This window comes from Aquicoccus porphyridii (assembly GCF_008369105.1).
Classification (GTDB): domain Bacteria; phylum Pseudomonadota; class Alphaproteobacteria; order Rhodobacterales; family Rhodobacteraceae; genus Aquicoccus; species Aquicoccus porphyridii.
In genome coordinates, this window is record NZ_VINQ01000011.1 from 1 (window position 1) to 13,609 (window position 13,609).

The 13,609-nt window shown below is 65.0% G+C and carries 15 protein-coding genes; 5 read left to right on the forward strand and 10 right to left on the reverse strand.

The genetic code is table 11. The features are described 5' to 3' along the window. Positions 1–457: 457 nt before the first annotated feature. From FLO80_RS13700 to FLO80_RS13735, 8 genes are read right to left on the reverse strand one after another with little or no spacing between them, the layout of a single operon-like run. Entirely contained in the window at positions 458–1,237 is a 780-nt protein-coding gene (locus FLO80_RS13700; protein WP_111364647.1) for an SDR family NAD(P)-dependent oxidoreductase, read from the reverse strand. Continuing rightward, the gene (locus tag FLO80_RS13705) at positions 1,234–2,601 is read right to left on the reverse strand and encodes a TRAP transporter large permease (RefSeq protein WP_111364644.1); all 1,368 of its coding nucleotides are present in this window, start codon (positions 2,599–2,601) and stop codon (positions 1,234–1,236) included. Before FLO80_RS13705 ends, FLO80_RS13700 begins: the two co-directional genes overlap by 4 nt. Beyond that, on the reverse strand, positions 2,589–3,140 hold the full coding sequence (locus tag FLO80_RS13710) for a TRAP transporter small permease subunit (RefSeq protein WP_111364642.1): 552 nt from the start codon (positions 3,138–3,140) through the stop codon (positions 2,589–2,591). Before FLO80_RS13710 ends, FLO80_RS13705 begins: the two co-directional genes overlap by 13 nt. Before the next feature lie 60 nt (positions 3,141–3,200). Beyond that, on the reverse strand, positions 3,201–4,232 hold the full coding sequence (locus FLO80_RS13715) for a TRAP transporter substrate-binding protein (protein WP_246156685.1): 1,032 nt from the start codon (positions 4,230–4,232) through the stop codon (positions 3,201–3,203). Between the two features lie 27 nt (positions 4,233–4,259). Next, positions 4,260–5,993, reverse strand: a complete 1,734-nt coding sequence (locus tag FLO80_RS13720; RefSeq protein WP_111364639.1) for a thiamine pyrophosphate-binding protein — start codon at positions 5,991–5,993, stop codon at positions 4,260–4,262. Next, a complete protein-coding gene (locus tag FLO80_RS13725; protein WP_188078295.1) occupies positions 5,990–6,964 on the reverse strand; it encodes an alpha-ketoacid dehydrogenase subunit beta in 975 nt (324 codons plus the stop codon). The genes FLO80_RS13720 and FLO80_RS13725 overlap by 4 nt, the downstream gene beginning before the upstream one ends. Then, positions 6,964–7,959: a thiamine pyrophosphate-dependent dehydrogenase E1 component subunit alpha gene (locus tag FLO80_RS13730; RefSeq protein WP_246156686.1), complete on the reverse strand. Its 996-nt coding sequence runs from the start codon at positions 7,957–7,959 to the stop codon at positions 6,964–6,966. The genes FLO80_RS13725 and FLO80_RS13730 overlap by 1 nt, the downstream gene beginning before the upstream one ends. Further along, positions 7,956–8,735: an IclR family transcriptional regulator gene (locus FLO80_RS13735; RefSeq protein WP_111364633.1), complete on the reverse strand. Its 780-nt coding sequence runs from the start codon at positions 8,733–8,735 to the stop codon at positions 7,956–7,958. Before FLO80_RS13735 ends, FLO80_RS13730 begins: the two co-directional genes overlap by 4 nt. Positions 8,736–8,826: 91 nt before the next feature. Between FLO80_RS13735 and FLO80_RS13740 the strand changes: the two genes are divergently transcribed. The 5 genes from FLO80_RS13740 (at position 8,827) to FLO80_RS13760 (ending at position 12,993) form a co-directional block, all read left to right on the forward strand. Then, a complete protein-coding gene (locus FLO80_RS13740; protein WP_111364631.1) occupies positions 8,827–9,630 on the forward strand; it encodes a hypothetical protein in 804 nt (267 codons plus the stop codon). A 250-nt stretch (positions 9,631–9,880) separates the two neighbouring features. Continuing rightward, complete coding sequence (locus tag FLO80_RS13745) at positions 9,881–10,531, forward strand: histidine phosphatase family protein (protein WP_111364976.1); 651 nt, start codon at positions 9,881–9,883, stop codon at positions 10,529–10,531. A gap of 12 nt (positions 10,532–10,543) precedes the next feature. Next, complete coding sequence (locus tag FLO80_RS13750) at positions 10,544–11,605, forward strand: saccharopine dehydrogenase (protein WP_111364629.1); 1,062 nt, start codon at positions 10,544–10,546, stop codon at positions 11,603–11,605. Continuing rightward, positions 11,602–11,850, forward strand: coding sequence for a SemiSWEET family sugar transporter (locus tag FLO80_RS13755; RefSeq protein ID WP_111364628.1), 249 nt, complete (start codon positions 11,602–11,604; stop codon positions 11,848–11,850). Before FLO80_RS13750 ends, FLO80_RS13755 begins: the two co-directional genes overlap by 4 nt. 15 nt (positions 11,851–11,865) lie before the next feature. After that, on the forward strand, positions 11,866–12,993 hold the full coding sequence (locus FLO80_RS13760; protein ID WP_111364626.1) for a saccharopine dehydrogenase family protein: 1,128 nt from the start codon (positions 11,866–11,868) through the stop codon (positions 12,991–12,993). A gap of 51 nt (positions 12,994–13,044) precedes the next feature. Here FLO80_RS13760 and FLO80_RS13765 read toward each other — a convergent pair whose 3' ends face one another. Together FLO80_RS13765 and FLO80_RS13770 are read right to left on the reverse strand one after the other, a co-directional pair. Continuing rightward, complete coding sequence (locus tag FLO80_RS13765) at positions 13,045–13,371, reverse strand: DUF3775 domain-containing protein (protein WP_111364624.1); 327 nt, start codon at positions 13,369–13,371, stop codon at positions 13,045–13,047. Positions 13,372–13,375: 4 nt separating this feature from the next. Further along, on the reverse strand, positions 13,376–13,561 hold the full coding sequence (locus FLO80_RS13770) for a hypothetical protein (protein ID WP_146611020.1): 186 nt from the start codon (positions 13,559–13,561) through the stop codon (positions 13,376–13,378). Between the last annotated feature and the right edge of the window lie 48 nt (positions 13,562–13,609).

Below are 13,609 nucleotides of genomic sequence, written 5' to 3' on the forward strand. Positions count from 1 at the left end.
CGTAAGTTGCTCGGCTGCTGCAGAAGCGGGTATCGGCAACATCGACGCGACGATTGCAGCAACCAATCCCGAAGCATTGGCATATTACGAGGCGATGGGCTTTCGAACCTACCGGACCCCAGATGGACTAATCTGCAAGCGTTTCGCGGTTGTGGGGCAGAGTTCCTAGACGCATGGTTTCGGGCATTGCCGCGCGGGCAAGTTTTGAAAAAGCAGACGTTGCAGCAGAAAGTTTGAATTTCCGTTCCGTCCGCATATCCAACATTCCAGACCACACCGCCCCTTGAAGGCCCGGTTGCAAAGTTCTCGGCCGGTTGGTGCAACAGCTTGGGGTCATGCAGGGGCCTTGTCGCGGACGCAGCCAACAGCTTCGCAATGACCGGTTGGAAGCCATCTGGTTGGCATTGTCCCAGAACGCGCTGCCACCGGAGACGACGCGCCCGCCCATTGTCACGGCTCAGGCCGTCAGGCCACCGTCGACCCGCAATTCCACCCCGGTCACGAACCCAGCCTCGTCCGAGGCGAGGTAGAGCGCCGCGTTGGCCACGTCCCACGCGCTGCCCTGACGCCCCATCGGCACCATCGCCGCGCGGCGCCGAGCCAGGTCTTCGGGATTGGTCTCGCTATCAACGAACGCATTCACATGCGGCGTCTCGATCACGCCGGGCAGGATCACGTTCGAACGCACCCCGTGGGGCGCGTTTTCATGCGCGACCGAGCGGGCAAAGCGCACCAGCCCGGCCTTCGACACCTCGTAAGAGACATAGCTGTAAGGCGCGGAATAGACCGCAGCCAGCGACGAGACATAGACAAAGGCACCGGTTCCTTGCGACCGCATTCCAGGCAGAACCGCCCGGGTGATCCGCATCGCCGCGCCGAGGTTGATGTCGAACACCCGCGCCCAGTCGGCGTCCGAGGTTTCGAGAACGCCGCCCGTCTGGCTGATCCCCACGTTATAGGCCAGCACATCGACCCCGCCCCAGGCTCGCTCCATCGCTCCTGAAACGGCATCGCCCGCCTCGGGCGCGGTCACATCAACCGCCAGAACCTCGGCCACACCGCCTTCATCGGCGATCAACCCCGCCGTCTCCTGCGCCGCCTCCAGGTTGCGATCGACACAGAGCACCCGCGCGCCCTCCCGTGCGAAGCGCACCGCCATCGCCTTGCCATTGCCCCAGCCCGGCCCCACCGAGCCGGCCCCGATCACCGCCGCGCGTTTTCCCGCCAGCCGCGTCATCGCGACAGCACCTGATTGGGCAGCCACATTACGATCTCCGGTTGCCAGATCAGCACCGCCAGAACCGCCACCTGCAACAGCACGAAGGGAATGATCCCGCGGTAGATGTCGCGCATTTCCACCAGGTCGCCCGCTGCGCCCTTCATGTAGAACAGCGCAAAACCGAATGGAGGCGTCAGGAAGGAGGTCTGCAAATTCACCGCCACAAGGATGGTGAACCAATAGACCAGGTCGGCCTTGTCGATATGCGCCCCCAGGTCCATCAACCCCACGATGGGCGCGAAGATCGGCAGCAGGATCAGCGTGATCTCGATCCAGTCGAAAAAGAACCCCATGACAAAGACCATCGCCATCATCATGAACAAGAGTGCCCAATCCCCGAGATCGAGGCTGCGTGCCATCTCGATGATGAACTCGTCACCGCCGATCCTGCGAAAGACGTAAGAGAACGCCGTCGCCGCCGCGAAGATGAAGAACAGAAGCGCAATGGTGCGCAATGCCGAATCCGTGGCCTCGCCCAGCGTCGAAAGGCTCAGCCGCCCGCGGATCAACCCCAGAAGCAGCGCCGCGAAGGCGCCCACCCCAGAGGCTTCGGTCGGGCTGGCAATGCCGCCGATGATCGACCCCAGAACCGAGACGATCAGGATCAGCGGAAAGCTGACCGAGATGATCGTTTCGCGCCAGAGACCGGCACGTTCCCCGGCCTCGAGCCGCGCCGTCACCGGCGTCTCGCCCGGCCGCAGAAGCGAGCGCAGCACCAGGTAGACAAGATAGACCCCGGCCAGGAACAGCCCCGGCAGGAACGCCGCCACGAACACCTTGGCAAGGTTGAGCGACAGAAGGTCCGACATGAAGACCAGCATCACCGAGGGCGGAATGAGAATCCCAAGCGTGCCCGCGCTCGCCACCGTGCCGGTGGCCAGCGGCGCGGAATATCCCGCCCGCATCATGGTGGGCAGCGCCATCACCGTCAGCATCACCACCGAGGCCCCGATGATCCCCGTCGCGGCGGCCAGGATCGTGCCCATCAATACCACGGCCAGCGCCAGCCCCCCCGGCACCCGCGCCATCAGCTTCTGAAGCGTGAGCAGCAGATCCTCGGCGATCCGCGTCTTCTCCATCACCACGCCCATGAAGATGAACATCGGCGCGGCGACCAGAACCGCGTTGTCGATCACCCCGCCGAAGATCCGCGTCGGGATAAGCGACAGGTGCACCGGCCGCATCTCGCCCAGCCACAGAGCGATCAGCGCGAAAACAAGCGTAATCGCCGACAGCACGATCGGCACCGGAAGCGAGGTGAAAAGCCCCGCGATCAGGCTCAGGAACATGATTGCGGGCAGGAATTCGATCAGCGTTTCCATAGGCCCCGCTCGATGAAAGGAGTCTCGACAAGATCGGGCCGCCTCAGCACGGCCAGAATACGAAGCACGACCGCAGCGCAGCCCGCGATCGTCACCAGCCCCGCGACCGGGATCACCGACTTGATGACCCAGCGATGCGGCAACCCGCGCCCGCCATTGGCCCCCTCGCCGCGCACGAAGGCGCGTTCGGCGAATTCGTAGCCATACCAGACAATGATCGCGAAGAACGGGATGACCAGAAGGACAACCACCCAAAGCTCAAGCCAGAGGCGGAACCGCGGATTCATCCGGTGGGCCAGAACGTCGATGCGCACATGGGCGTCGCGCGTATAGGCATAGCCAAAGGCGAACATCGCGATCACCCCGTGGATATGCCATTCCAGATCCTGCAACACGAAGGAACTGGTGTCGAAGAACTTTCGCCCGATCACGTCATACATGATGACCGCCACCAGCACGATGAGAAGCACCGCGGCGATCCGCGCGGCCCAGTCGCAGATGCGGGTCAGCGCCGCCGCGACATTCAAGGCTGCCTGCATGTCCCCTCCCCCGTTATGGCCCGGCCCGGAACCATGTCCGGGCCGACGCCTGCGATAAGCCTATTTCAGGTAACCGATCTCTTTCCACTCGGCATAGTCGGCACGGAAGGCCTCTATGCTCTCCCATGCGCGTTTGAAATCGGCGTCCTGCGCGGATTTCTCCGCCGCCACCTCGGCCCAGGCCGATTCATACGCCGCCAGGATCTCGTCGGGCCATGTATGAACCTGCACGTCGTTCTCCTCCTGCATCTTGGCCAGCGGAGCGAGCTGTACGGCCTCGCCCTCGGCCATGGTGCGCAGAACCTGCGCCTCGCAGGCGGTCTCGATGATGGCGCGCTCCTGGTCGGTGAAATCGTTCCAGGTATCCATGTTGATCAGCAGGCTCAGGAAACTGGTCTGCTGGTGCCAGCCGGGGAAATAGTAATGCTTGGCGTGTTCATACATCCCCACGAGGTTGTCGAGATAGGGAAAGCCCAGCTCGGCACTGTCGATCGCCCCGGTATTGAGCGCCGACATCGTATCGGCCAGCCCCATCGACTGCGCCTCGACCCCGAGCTTGGCCATCACGCTGGCCCCAAGGCCGAAGAAGCGCATCTTCTTGCCTTGCAGGTCGGCGACCGTCTTGATCTCTTCGCGAAACCAGCCCGAGGCTTCGGGCACCAGCGTCGAACAATGGATGGTCTTGATGTTGTATTGCGCCTCGGTGATCTCGGTCCAGATCTCCTGCCCGCCGCCATAATACCACCAGGCGGCATATTCCTTGATGTCCGGCCCGAACGGGAAGGTCGTGAACAGCGGCGCCGACGGCACCACGCCCTCGGCGAAACCGATCGAATACCACGACGATTCCAGCGCCCCGGTCGATACCGCGTCCCAGACCTCGCCGGTCGAGACGATTTCGCCGGGGTTCTTGACGTTGAACTGAACGCCCCCCGCGGTCAATTCCGCGACTTTCTCGGCAATGTCCCAGCCCGGCTTGCCCAGAAGCGGCAGCGTCTGCGGGAAAATCGCCTGCATCTCGATATCCTTGGCGACGGCTCCCGTCGCCACGATGGCCGCGGCACAGGCGGTTATGGTAAATTTGGTCTTCATTGGCACTCCTCCCTAAATGGCGCGTATCTAGGCCACGCGATCGCCTTTCTTGACCTGAACGGTCCGGTTATCGACGGCCGGAAGCATCCGGGCCGGGTCTCGTGTGACCATGACGTCGATGACGCTTGGCCGGTTCCTCTCGGCGAAGGCTGCCTTCAACGCGCCTTCCAGTTCTCCGGGCTCCTCCACCCGGATACCATGACAGCCCATCGCCTCGGCCACTTTCGCATAATTGGTCTCGGCCAGGTCCGAGCTCTGGTAATTGCCTTCGCCATACATCAGATGCTGCAACGCCTTCACGTACCCCGATGCCGCGTTGTTCACCACGATCACCGTCAGGCCCAGTCCCATCCGCCGCGCGGTCTCCAACTCCCCCAACACCATGTTGAACCCGCCATCGCCGGTCAATCCCACGACCACCGCTTCGGGATCGGCCAGTTGCGCGCCCATCGCGCCGGGCAGGCCATAGCCGATCGAGGCAAAGCCCCGGTCCGGCACGAAACTGCGCCGTGCCTCTTTCGAATTGAACAGCAATCCGCCCCAATGCGCGGCGAACCCGCCATCGGCGATCAGGTACCCATCCGCCGGCAAATGCCGGTTCAACTCGGTGATGAGCCGCGCCATATGCACCGGGCTTTCATCCGAATAAAGCCGATCCGCCGCGACCTCGTCATGCCAGGCCTGCATCTTCACCGGGATCTCGGCGAGGTAATCGGCCCGCCGTGCCCGCTGCGCCCCGGCGGTGTCGGCCATCGCTTCGGTCAGGGCGTCGAGCCCCTCGCGGGCATCCCCCCAAAGCTTGAGCGCCGGTTCATAGGTTCGCCCCATCTCCTCGGCCACATTGTCAAGGTGAATGACCCGTTGCCCCTTGTGCGGGATCGAAAACCGCTTGGTCGCGATCTCGCCCAGCTTGCAACCCGTCACGACGATGCAATCGCTGGCCGCGATCAGGTCGTTGGCGATCCGGTCATAGCGGCCGAACAACCCCGCGCTCAGCGGCGAGGTGCAGGCAATCGCGCCCTTGCCGCTCATCGTGTGGGCCACGGGGATGCCGTTTTCCTCGGCAAAGCGCGTCACCGCCCCGGTGGCCTGTGAAATATGGATGCCCCCGCCACAGAGCAGGATCGGCCGCTCGGCCCCGGCGATCATGTCAGCGGCGCGCGCAATGCTCGCCACATCAGGACGACAGCGCAGCGCGGGTGCCGCCTCATGCGCCGGATCGACATCGAAATCGCCGTCGTCATAGCCCCAGAGCCCATGCGCGATATCCTCGGGCACGTCCACCACCACCGGGCCGGGCCGTCCGCTCGTGGCCACGGCGAAGGCGCGGCGCATGATCTCGGGGATGCGCTGGATCGACTCGATGCGCAGAAGCTCCTTGCAGGCGGGGCGCAGGATCGACACCTGGTCGGTCTCCTGCGTCATGTTCTTGCCCGCGTGATCGCGCTGCGCATCGCCGATGATCGCCACGATGGGCGAACCCGCGTTCAACGCCTCGACCAGTCCGGTCACGAGGTTGGTGGCCCCCGGCCCCAGCGTGGCATCGACCAATCCGACCCGTCCCGACACCTTGGCATAGGCATCGGCGGCAAAGACCGCGCAGCGTTCGTCGTTGATCAGGTTGTGTTTCAGCCCCAGCCGCCGCGCCGCATCGTAAAAGGGCAGCAGTTGAAACCCGCCCATGCCGAACATCGGGCCGGCCCCATGGGCCAGAAGCATCCGCACCAGCGCCTCGCCCCCTGTCATCTCGTTGCTGCTCATGCTGCCTTTGCCTCCATCATCTCTTCCGCCGCCTGCGCGATCATTTCTTCCGTCACGCGCAACTGATCCTCAAGGTTGGGCGCATAGGCCACCAGCGACCGGGGCGCGCCCAGCCGACGTGGCCGCACCTTCATCGCCACATCCTGCGCGACGCTGGCCACCACCTCGGCACCGAAACCACCCACCGAAACGGCTTCATGCGCCACGATCAGACGGCCCGTCTTGCGCACGCTCTCGATCACCGCGCGCTTGTCCCAGGGCCAGAGGCTCACAAGGTCGATCACCTCGGCCGCGATGCCCCGTTCGGCCAGCACCGCCCCTGCACTCTCGGCCAGGTTGGCGCAATCCGACCAGCTCACGATGGTCACATCCCTGCCCGACCGTCGCACTCGCGCCTTGCCGAAATCGCCCGGGGCGGTGGTATCCACCTCGCCCTCGAGCGCCCAGATGTTCTTGTGTTCAAGGTAAACCACCGGATCGTCGCAGGCGATCGCGGCCTTCATCATGGAATAATTGTCCTGTGGCGTGCTCGGGCAGACCACGACCAGCCCCGGAATATGCGCATACCACGCCTCAAGGCTCTGGCTGTGCTGCGCCGCCGAACTGCGCCACATCCCCATCGGCTTGCGGATCACCATCGGCGCGCGGCTCTGTCCGCCGAACATGAAGCGGGCCTTGGCAACCTGGTTGATCAACTCGTCGGTGGCGCAAAGCGCGAAGTCGGCGAACCGCATCTCGACAATCGGCCGCGTGCCCACCATCGCCGCGCCGAAGGCCGCGCCCATGATCGCCGCCTCGGAAATCGGCGCATCGCTGATCCGATCGGGGCCGAACTCCTCGCGCAGCCCCGCGTATTGCTTGAAGACGCCGCCGCGTCCCAGATCCTCGCCCACGCACCAGACGCGCGGGTCATCACGCATCGCTTCGGCAACGGCCAGTTTCGCGGCCTCCGCGTAACTCATCACCACCATCAGAATGCCTCCACCGCAGGTGAACCTACATCCTGCACATCGTCGAATACCGTGTCATCGGCGGGCCATGGCGCCGCCTTTGCCGCCTCCAGAGCAGCGCGCATCTCGTCCCGCGCAGCCTTGGCGATCTCGTCCATCCGCTCCGCCGCGACCCCGGCCGCACCCAACAGGTCACGCTGGCGCGCGATCGGGCAGGTCTCGACCTGCATCCGCTCGGCCTCGCCCTCGGGGCGATAGGTCGCCGGATCGAAATAGGTATGCCCGTCAAGGCGATAGGTGAGCGCATGCATGAATTCCGGCTCTCCGCCCGCGCGGATGCGCGCGATGATCTCGCGCGATGTCGCGGCCATCTCCTCGACATCGTTGCCGTCGATCCGCGTGACCGGCAGGCCCAGCGCCTCGGCCCGCGCGCCGACGTCGCCCGAGGTCATGTCGGATGTCCTGGTGGTCGCCGAATACTGGTTGTCCTCGCACACGAAGAGGATCGGCAAATCGAACACCCCGGCCCAGTTGATCCCTTCCAGGAACGGCCCCCGGTTGGCCGCGCCATCGCCGAAGATGCACACGACAACCTGATCCCCGCCCAGAAGCTTGACCCCATGCGCCGCCCCCGCCGCGATGGTGATATTGGCCGACACCACACCGTTCGCGCCCAGCATTCCGACCCCGAAATCCGCGATATGCATCGAGCCACCCTTGCCGCCACAGCACCCGCCTTCGCGCCCCAGCAGCTCTTTCATCATCGCCGCCGGATCGGCGCCCTTGACCAGCGTGTGCCCGTGGCCGCGATGGGTCGAGGTGATGTAATCGTCGCGCCGCAGGCTTTCGAGCAGCCCCACCGCCACCGCCTCCTGCCCGATCGACAGGTGGATCGCGCCCAGTACGAGGCCCTCCTCGACCGCCGCATGGCGTGCCGCCTCTTCAAAGGCACGGATGCGCTCCATCAGGGTCAACCGCTCCAGCGCCTGGCCCGCATCGAAATTCCGCAAGCTCAAATCAACCCCTCCCCTTCGAGAATGCTGAACTTCTCCGCAAGCACCGCTACCTCCTGCCGCAACAGCGGCACCAGTTCGCCCTCGATCCGGTCGGTGCTCATCCGGTCGTTGATCGCCCCGATCCCGACCGCCGCAACGAGCCGCCCCGACCGTGTCACGATGGGCAGGCCCACCGCGCTCATCCCCGGGATCACGATCGACGGGTTGAGCGCATAGCCCCGCGTATGGAAATCCGCGCACCGTTCCTCGACCAGATCGGGGGTATAGTTGAAATCGGCCATCCAGCGCCGGTTCGCCTCGGCGACTGCGCGGCGTTTGCGTTCGGGCGTCATCGCATAAAGCGCCTGCCCGGTCGCCCCCACGCCCAACGGCACCCGGTCGCCCGCGTCGATGGTCAATGTGCGGATCGGGAATCCCCCCAGTTCGCGCCGCACACAGATCGAGGCCGCCCCCTCGGGCGCCGACATGAAGATCGTGTCCGCGCTTACATCGGCCAGCCGCCGCATCGACCGGGCCGCAAGCGCCGCAAGGTCGGATCGGTTGGCCACCCGCGCCAGCTTGGCCAGGGCGCTGCCCAGGAAATATTTCCGGCTGTCCGGGTCCTGATAGGCATAATGCACCTCCTGCAAGGAGGCCAGAACCCGGTGGGTGGTGGATTTGGTGAACTCGGTGCGGGCCATGATCTCGGTCAGCGACGCCCCCAAGGGTGCATCGGCCAGCGCCGACAGCACCTTCTGGGCACGCGCAATAGAGCCGACCGGCGCCTCTACATTCACTTGCTTCCTCCCACCATTCCTATTGTCGGAACTTATGTGCCGATAATAGGAACAACTTGTCGAGGTGTGTCAAACGAAATATTGATACCCCATGACCAAACGCGCGCTCCTGCTCGATTCCATCACCGACGCCGACACCGCGGCCGAGGGCCGCTTGGCCGTTTCGGGGTCACATGGCGGGCTCTATGCCGCCGCCATCGCCTCGCGCGCCGGGCTGCGCGCCGTCATTCTCAACGATGCGGGAATCGGGTTGAACCGTGCGGGGGTCAAGGGCGTCGAGGCGCTGGCCGATGTCGGCATGGCCGCCGCCGCCGTCGATGCCATGAGCGCCGAAATTGGCGCAGCCCGTGACATGCTCGAAAACGGGATAATCTCCCATGCCAACACATCCGCACTGGCCCTTGGTGTCGCCCCGGGCCAGACGGTGGGTGACGCCCTCGCGCGGCTCGCCGATGCACCGACGCCCAAGGCCATGCTCGCCCCCGTCCCCGAGGCACGATGGGAAGAAGCGCTTGGCCCGCACCGGATTCTCTGCGTCGACAGCGCCTCTCTCGTCCAGCCGCAGGATTCAGGCCGGATCATCGTCACCGGCTCGCATGGCGGGTTGATCGGCGGTGATCCGGCCCGCGCATCCAAGGCTGCCGCCCGGCTGATCGCCTTCAATGACGCAGGCCGGGGCAAGAATGATATCGGCCTCTCACGTCTGCCCGCGCTCGACGCATATGGCATCGGTGCGGTGACGCTCGATTGCATGAGTTGCGAAATCGGCAGCGCCGCCTCGGCGCTGGCCAGCGGTGTGATCTCGGCGGCGAATGACACCGCACGTGCGATGGGGCTTGACCCCGGCATGGCCCTCGCCGAAGCAATCGCCACACTCGGCCCGGCGGCGGCGTGACGTTCCCTTACCTGGCTGACGTCAGGCCACGCGGGCGATCTCGGCAGCGCCTAGGGCGTTGACCCGGTTCATGAGGGCGGTGCGGGTTCAGAGTTTTGCAACAAACATGCCAAGCGCAATCGGCCCCGCGGCGCACCACATCCGACAAGAGGTCCGACCGTCCGGCAGGGGTTCGTTTTTTCTGCCCGGCCCCTTCCAACCCGTGCGCGGCTGGCCTATCCATGCCGCGCAACAACCACGCGAGTCCATCATGGCCGAACTCATCCTTGTCCGACACGGGCAGGCCAATGCCGCCGCCACCGATGAAGAGAGCTATGACCGGCTCTCGGATCTGGGTCATCAGCAGGCCCGCTGGCTGGGCGAGCATATAGCCGCGACCAACCCGCATTTCGACCGGGTGATCACCGGCACGCTGAGCCGTCAGCGCGACACCGCGCTCTCCATGGGGCTCGAGATCACCGACACCGACCCGCGGCTCAACGAGTTGAGCTATTTCGCGCTGGCCCAGGCGCTTGAGGACCAGGCGGGCATCCCGGCGCCGCGTGATCCCACGGAATTCGCCGCCCACCTGCCCGAGGTGATCGACCACTGGACCCGCGATGCGCTGGAGGGTGTGCCCGAGCGGTTTTCCGACTTCGCCGCCCGCGTGACCGGCATCGTCGACGAGGTCTGTGAAGGTCATGGTCGTATCCTGATCGTGACCTCGGGCGGGGTGATCGGCATGGTCGTGCGCCATATTCTGGGGCTGGAGAATGGCGGCATGTCGCGGATCATGTTGCAGATCATGAATTCATCCGTGCATCGGGTCGAGCATGTCCATGACGCGCTCATGTTGGGCGGGTTCAACGCCACGCCGCATCTCGACATTCCGGGGCGCGAACATGCCCGCACTTTCGTCTGACGGAGACCTGCCATGATACATCTCTGGGTTCGCGCCGAGCAACGCCCGAACGAGGACCGCGTCGGCCTCACCCCCGAGGGCGCGAAGGCGCTGATCGACGCAGGCCTGCGCGTGACGGTCGAGGAGAGCGCGACGCGCGCCATCCCGATCGACGGCTATCGCGCGGCGGGGGCCGAGATCGCACCGGAGAATTCCTGGCCCGAGGCGCCGCGCGATGCGATCATATTCGGGTTGAAGGAACTGCCCGATGACGGCACGCCACTGCCGCATCGCCACATCCTGTTCGGCCATGCGTTCAAGGGCCAGCATTCGGGCAAGGCGCTTCTGCGGCGGTTCAAGGCGGGGGGCGGCACGCTTTACGATCTGGAATACCTCGTGGACGAAGACGGCCGCCGCGTTGCCGCCTTCGGCTATTGGGCGGGGTTCGCGGGGGCGGCGGTCACGCTCATGGCATGGGCGGCGCAGCAGGGGGGCGGCATCTGTGGCCCGGTGGGTGCCTATCCGGGCAAGGACGCGATGCTTGCCGACCTTGGCGCGCGGCTCGACGCTACCGGTGCGGGTCGGCCCTCGGCCCTTGTCATCGGCGCCCTCGGCCGGGTTGGCACCGGCGCCGCAGACCTGTGCGAGGCGGTGGGCGTCAGCGTCACCAAGTGGGACATAGATGAGACCGCGTCGGGCGGCCCCTTCCCCGAGACCCTCGATCACGACATCTTCTTCAACTGCATCCTTGCCCGGCCCGGCACGCCGGTTTTCGTGCCGCGCGCGGCCCTGACCGCCCCGCGCCGCCTGACCGCGATCGGCGATGTCGCCTGCGACCCGGACAGCGATTACAACCCGGTGCCGGTCTATGACCGGGCCACCACGTGGGATGCGCCTGTCATTCGCGTGCATGACACGCCGCCGCTCGACGTGATGGCGATCGACAACCTGCCCTCGATGCTGCCGGTCGAATCGTCGCAAGATTACGCCTCTCAGCTCTTGCCAACGCTGCTCACCCTCTCCAATCTTTCCCAAGGCGTCTGGGCCCGCGCCCGCGACACCTTCGAAACCCATGCAAAGGCGCTCTCGGAATGACCCTTGTCATCGGCTATCTCGCGGCCTTCCTCGGCACCGTCTGCTGGATTCCGCAAGCCTGGAAGGCCTGGGCCTCGCGCGATACCGCGGCGCTTTCGCTGCCCTCGAACCTGATGTTCCTCGCCACGGTCTCGCTCTGGCTGCTCTATGGCATCCTCGTGGTCGACTGGCCGCTGATCGTCGCCAATATCTGTGCCGTCACCGCGGTTCTCGCCATCGTGACGGCCAAGCTGAAATTCAAGTGAACAGGAGATGACGACATGACAATCCACTGGTGCGGCACCGGCTTTTCCTCGATCCCCGGCCTGCGCCGCCTGATCGCGGCGGGCCACCCTGTCACGGTCTGGAACCGGACGCTGGACAAGGCGCAGGAAGCGGTCGGCGACGTCGCCAGCGATATCCGCATCTTCGACATCGACGCACTGAGTGCGGCGACCGAGAAGGGCGATATCGTGGTGTCGATGCTGCCCGGCGACTGGCATGTGCCGCTGGCCGAGATGTGCCTGTCGAAGGGCGCGCATTTCGTCTCGTCCTCCTATATCGCGCCCGAGATGCGCGCACTGAACGACGCCGCGCGCGAGGCCGGGCTTGCCTTCGTCAACGAGGTCGGGCTCGATCCGGGCATCGACCACCTGATGGCGCACAAGCTGGTGGCGGATTACCGCGCCTCGGACGCCTATGCGCCGGACAACGAGATCAGCTTTACCTCCTATTGCGGCGGGGTGCCGAAAGAGGCCAACCCGATGCGCTACAAGTTCTCCTGGGCCCCGGTGGGGGTATTGAAGGCGTTGCGCTCGCCCTCGCGCTCGATCCGCGATTTCAAGGAGTTCAACGTCGAGAAACCCTGGGACGCGCTGTCGCGCTATGACGCACCGTTGCCCACGCCCGAGAGCTTCGAGGTCTATCCCAACCGCGATTCGCTGCCCTTCATGGCGGATTACAATTTCGCCCCGGAATGGCCGGTGCGCGAATTCGTGCGCGGCACATTGCGGCTCAACGGCTGGGCCGAGGCATGGGCCGACATCTTCGCCGAAATGGGCACGGCATCGGACGCGCGACTGCAAGAGATCGCCGACGAACTCCTGCGCGACAACGCCTATGACGAGGGCGAGGCCGACCGAGTGATCCTCTGCGTCGATCTCAAGGCCACAAAGGACGGCACGGCGGTCTGGCACAAGACCTGTGTGATGGACGCGTGGGGAGACGAGCGCGGCACGGCGATGGCCCGGCTGGTGTCGGTGCCCGTGTCGCTGGCGGTCGAGGCGGTGATGAACCGCGAGATCCCCGCCGGTGTCAGCCCCACACCCGCCGATCCGAAACTGGTCGGGCGCTGGCTTGGCGAGGTCGAGAAACTGGCCCAGCATATGCAGATCGTCGAGCACGCATGAAACACGAAGACGCCCGGACACCCCGGGCGTTTCACGATCCCTGGGGTTCGCTCATCCGCCGCGAATGAGATCGTCCTCTTCATCCGCCGCCGACAGGCCCAGCGCATCGAGTCCATTTTCCAGGTGGTCCGACAGGTGCGGTGTCCCCAGAAGGTAATCCGCCGTGGGCACCGTTGCCTCGGTCATGGCGGTGGCCTTGGCCTCTTCCAGCTCGTCGGCCGAAAAACTGTCGCGCCCGATCCACATCACCGCGACAAGGCTCGCCTGTTCCTCTTCGGTCAGGCGGTCGATGAACCCGCGCAATTCCCCTTCGGCGCGCTCCAGTTCCCGCGACATCAGGATCACCTGGGCGATCTTGTGAACAGAGATATCCAGCATGGTTTCATCCTTCCGTCCGCGCTTTGGGCATTGTCGGTGAAAGATGACGGTCACGCAATCCCCCGTCCTTGATCTGGCGCAAACGCCAGACGCGGCGCTTGCCTGACGGGTGGTGCGATTGAGTATTTTCACCAAGAAAGAACCACCAGGACAGACTCTCCCCCGTCTCTTTCTTGGGAAAAATACTCATTTCCACCTGTCCGCGCGCACCACGAATGAGCCGGGAAACAAGCCCGCC

What these genes read in the sequence shown, in the direction of transcription:
- FLO80_RS13715 (WP_246156685.1), bottom strand. Translation starts at nt 4,232, where the DNA reads ATGAAGACCAAATTTACCATAACCGCCTGTGCCGCGGCCATCGTGGCG.
- FLO80_RS13705 (WP_111364644.1), bottom strand. Translation starts at nt 2,601, where the DNA reads ATGGAAACGCTGATCGAATTCCTGCCCGCAATCATGTTCCTGAGCCTG.
- FLO80_RS13770 (WP_146611020.1), bottom strand. Translation starts at nt 13,561, where the DNA reads ATGAGTATTTTTCCCAAGAAAGAGACGGGGGAGAGTCTGTCCTGGTGG.
- FLO80_RS13745 (WP_111364976.1), top strand. Translation starts at nt 9,881, where the DNA reads ATGGCCGAACTCATCCTTGTCCGACACGGGCAGGCCAATGCCGCCGCC.
- FLO80_RS13765 (WP_111364624.1), bottom strand. Translation starts at nt 13,371, where the DNA reads ATGCTGGATATCTCTGTTCACAAGATCGCCCAGGTGATCCTGATGTCG.
- FLO80_RS13740 (WP_111364631.1), top strand. Translation starts at nt 8,827, where the DNA reads ATGACCAAACGCGCGCTCCTGCTCGATTCCATCACCGACGCCGACACC.
- FLO80_RS13725 (WP_188078295.1), bottom strand. Translation starts at nt 6,964, where the DNA reads ATGGTGGTGATGAGTTACGCGGAGGCCGCGAAACTGGCCGTTGCCGAA.
- FLO80_RS13700 (WP_111364647.1), bottom strand. Translation starts at nt 1,237, where the DNA reads ATGACGCGGCTGGCGGGAAAACGCGCGGCGGTGATCGGGGCCGGCTCG.
- FLO80_RS13760 (WP_111364626.1), top strand. Translation starts at nt 11,866, where the DNA reads ATGACAATCCACTGGTGCGGCACCGGCTTTTCCTCGATCCCCGGCCTG.
- FLO80_RS13755 (WP_111364628.1), top strand. Translation starts at nt 11,602, where the DNA reads ATGACCCTTGTCATCGGCTATCTCGCGGCCTTCCTCGGCACCGTCTGC.
- FLO80_RS13710 (WP_111364642.1), bottom strand. Translation starts at nt 3,140, where the DNA reads ATGCAGGCAGCCTTGAATGTCGCGGCGGCGCTGACCCGCATCTGCGAC.
- FLO80_RS13720 (WP_111364639.1), bottom strand. Translation starts at nt 5,993, where the DNA reads ATGAGCAGCAACGAGATGACAGGGGGCGAGGCGCTGGTGCGGATGCTT.
- FLO80_RS13750 (WP_111364629.1), top strand. Translation starts at nt 10,544, where the DNA reads ATGATACATCTCTGGGTTCGCGCCGAGCAACGCCCGAACGAGGACCGC.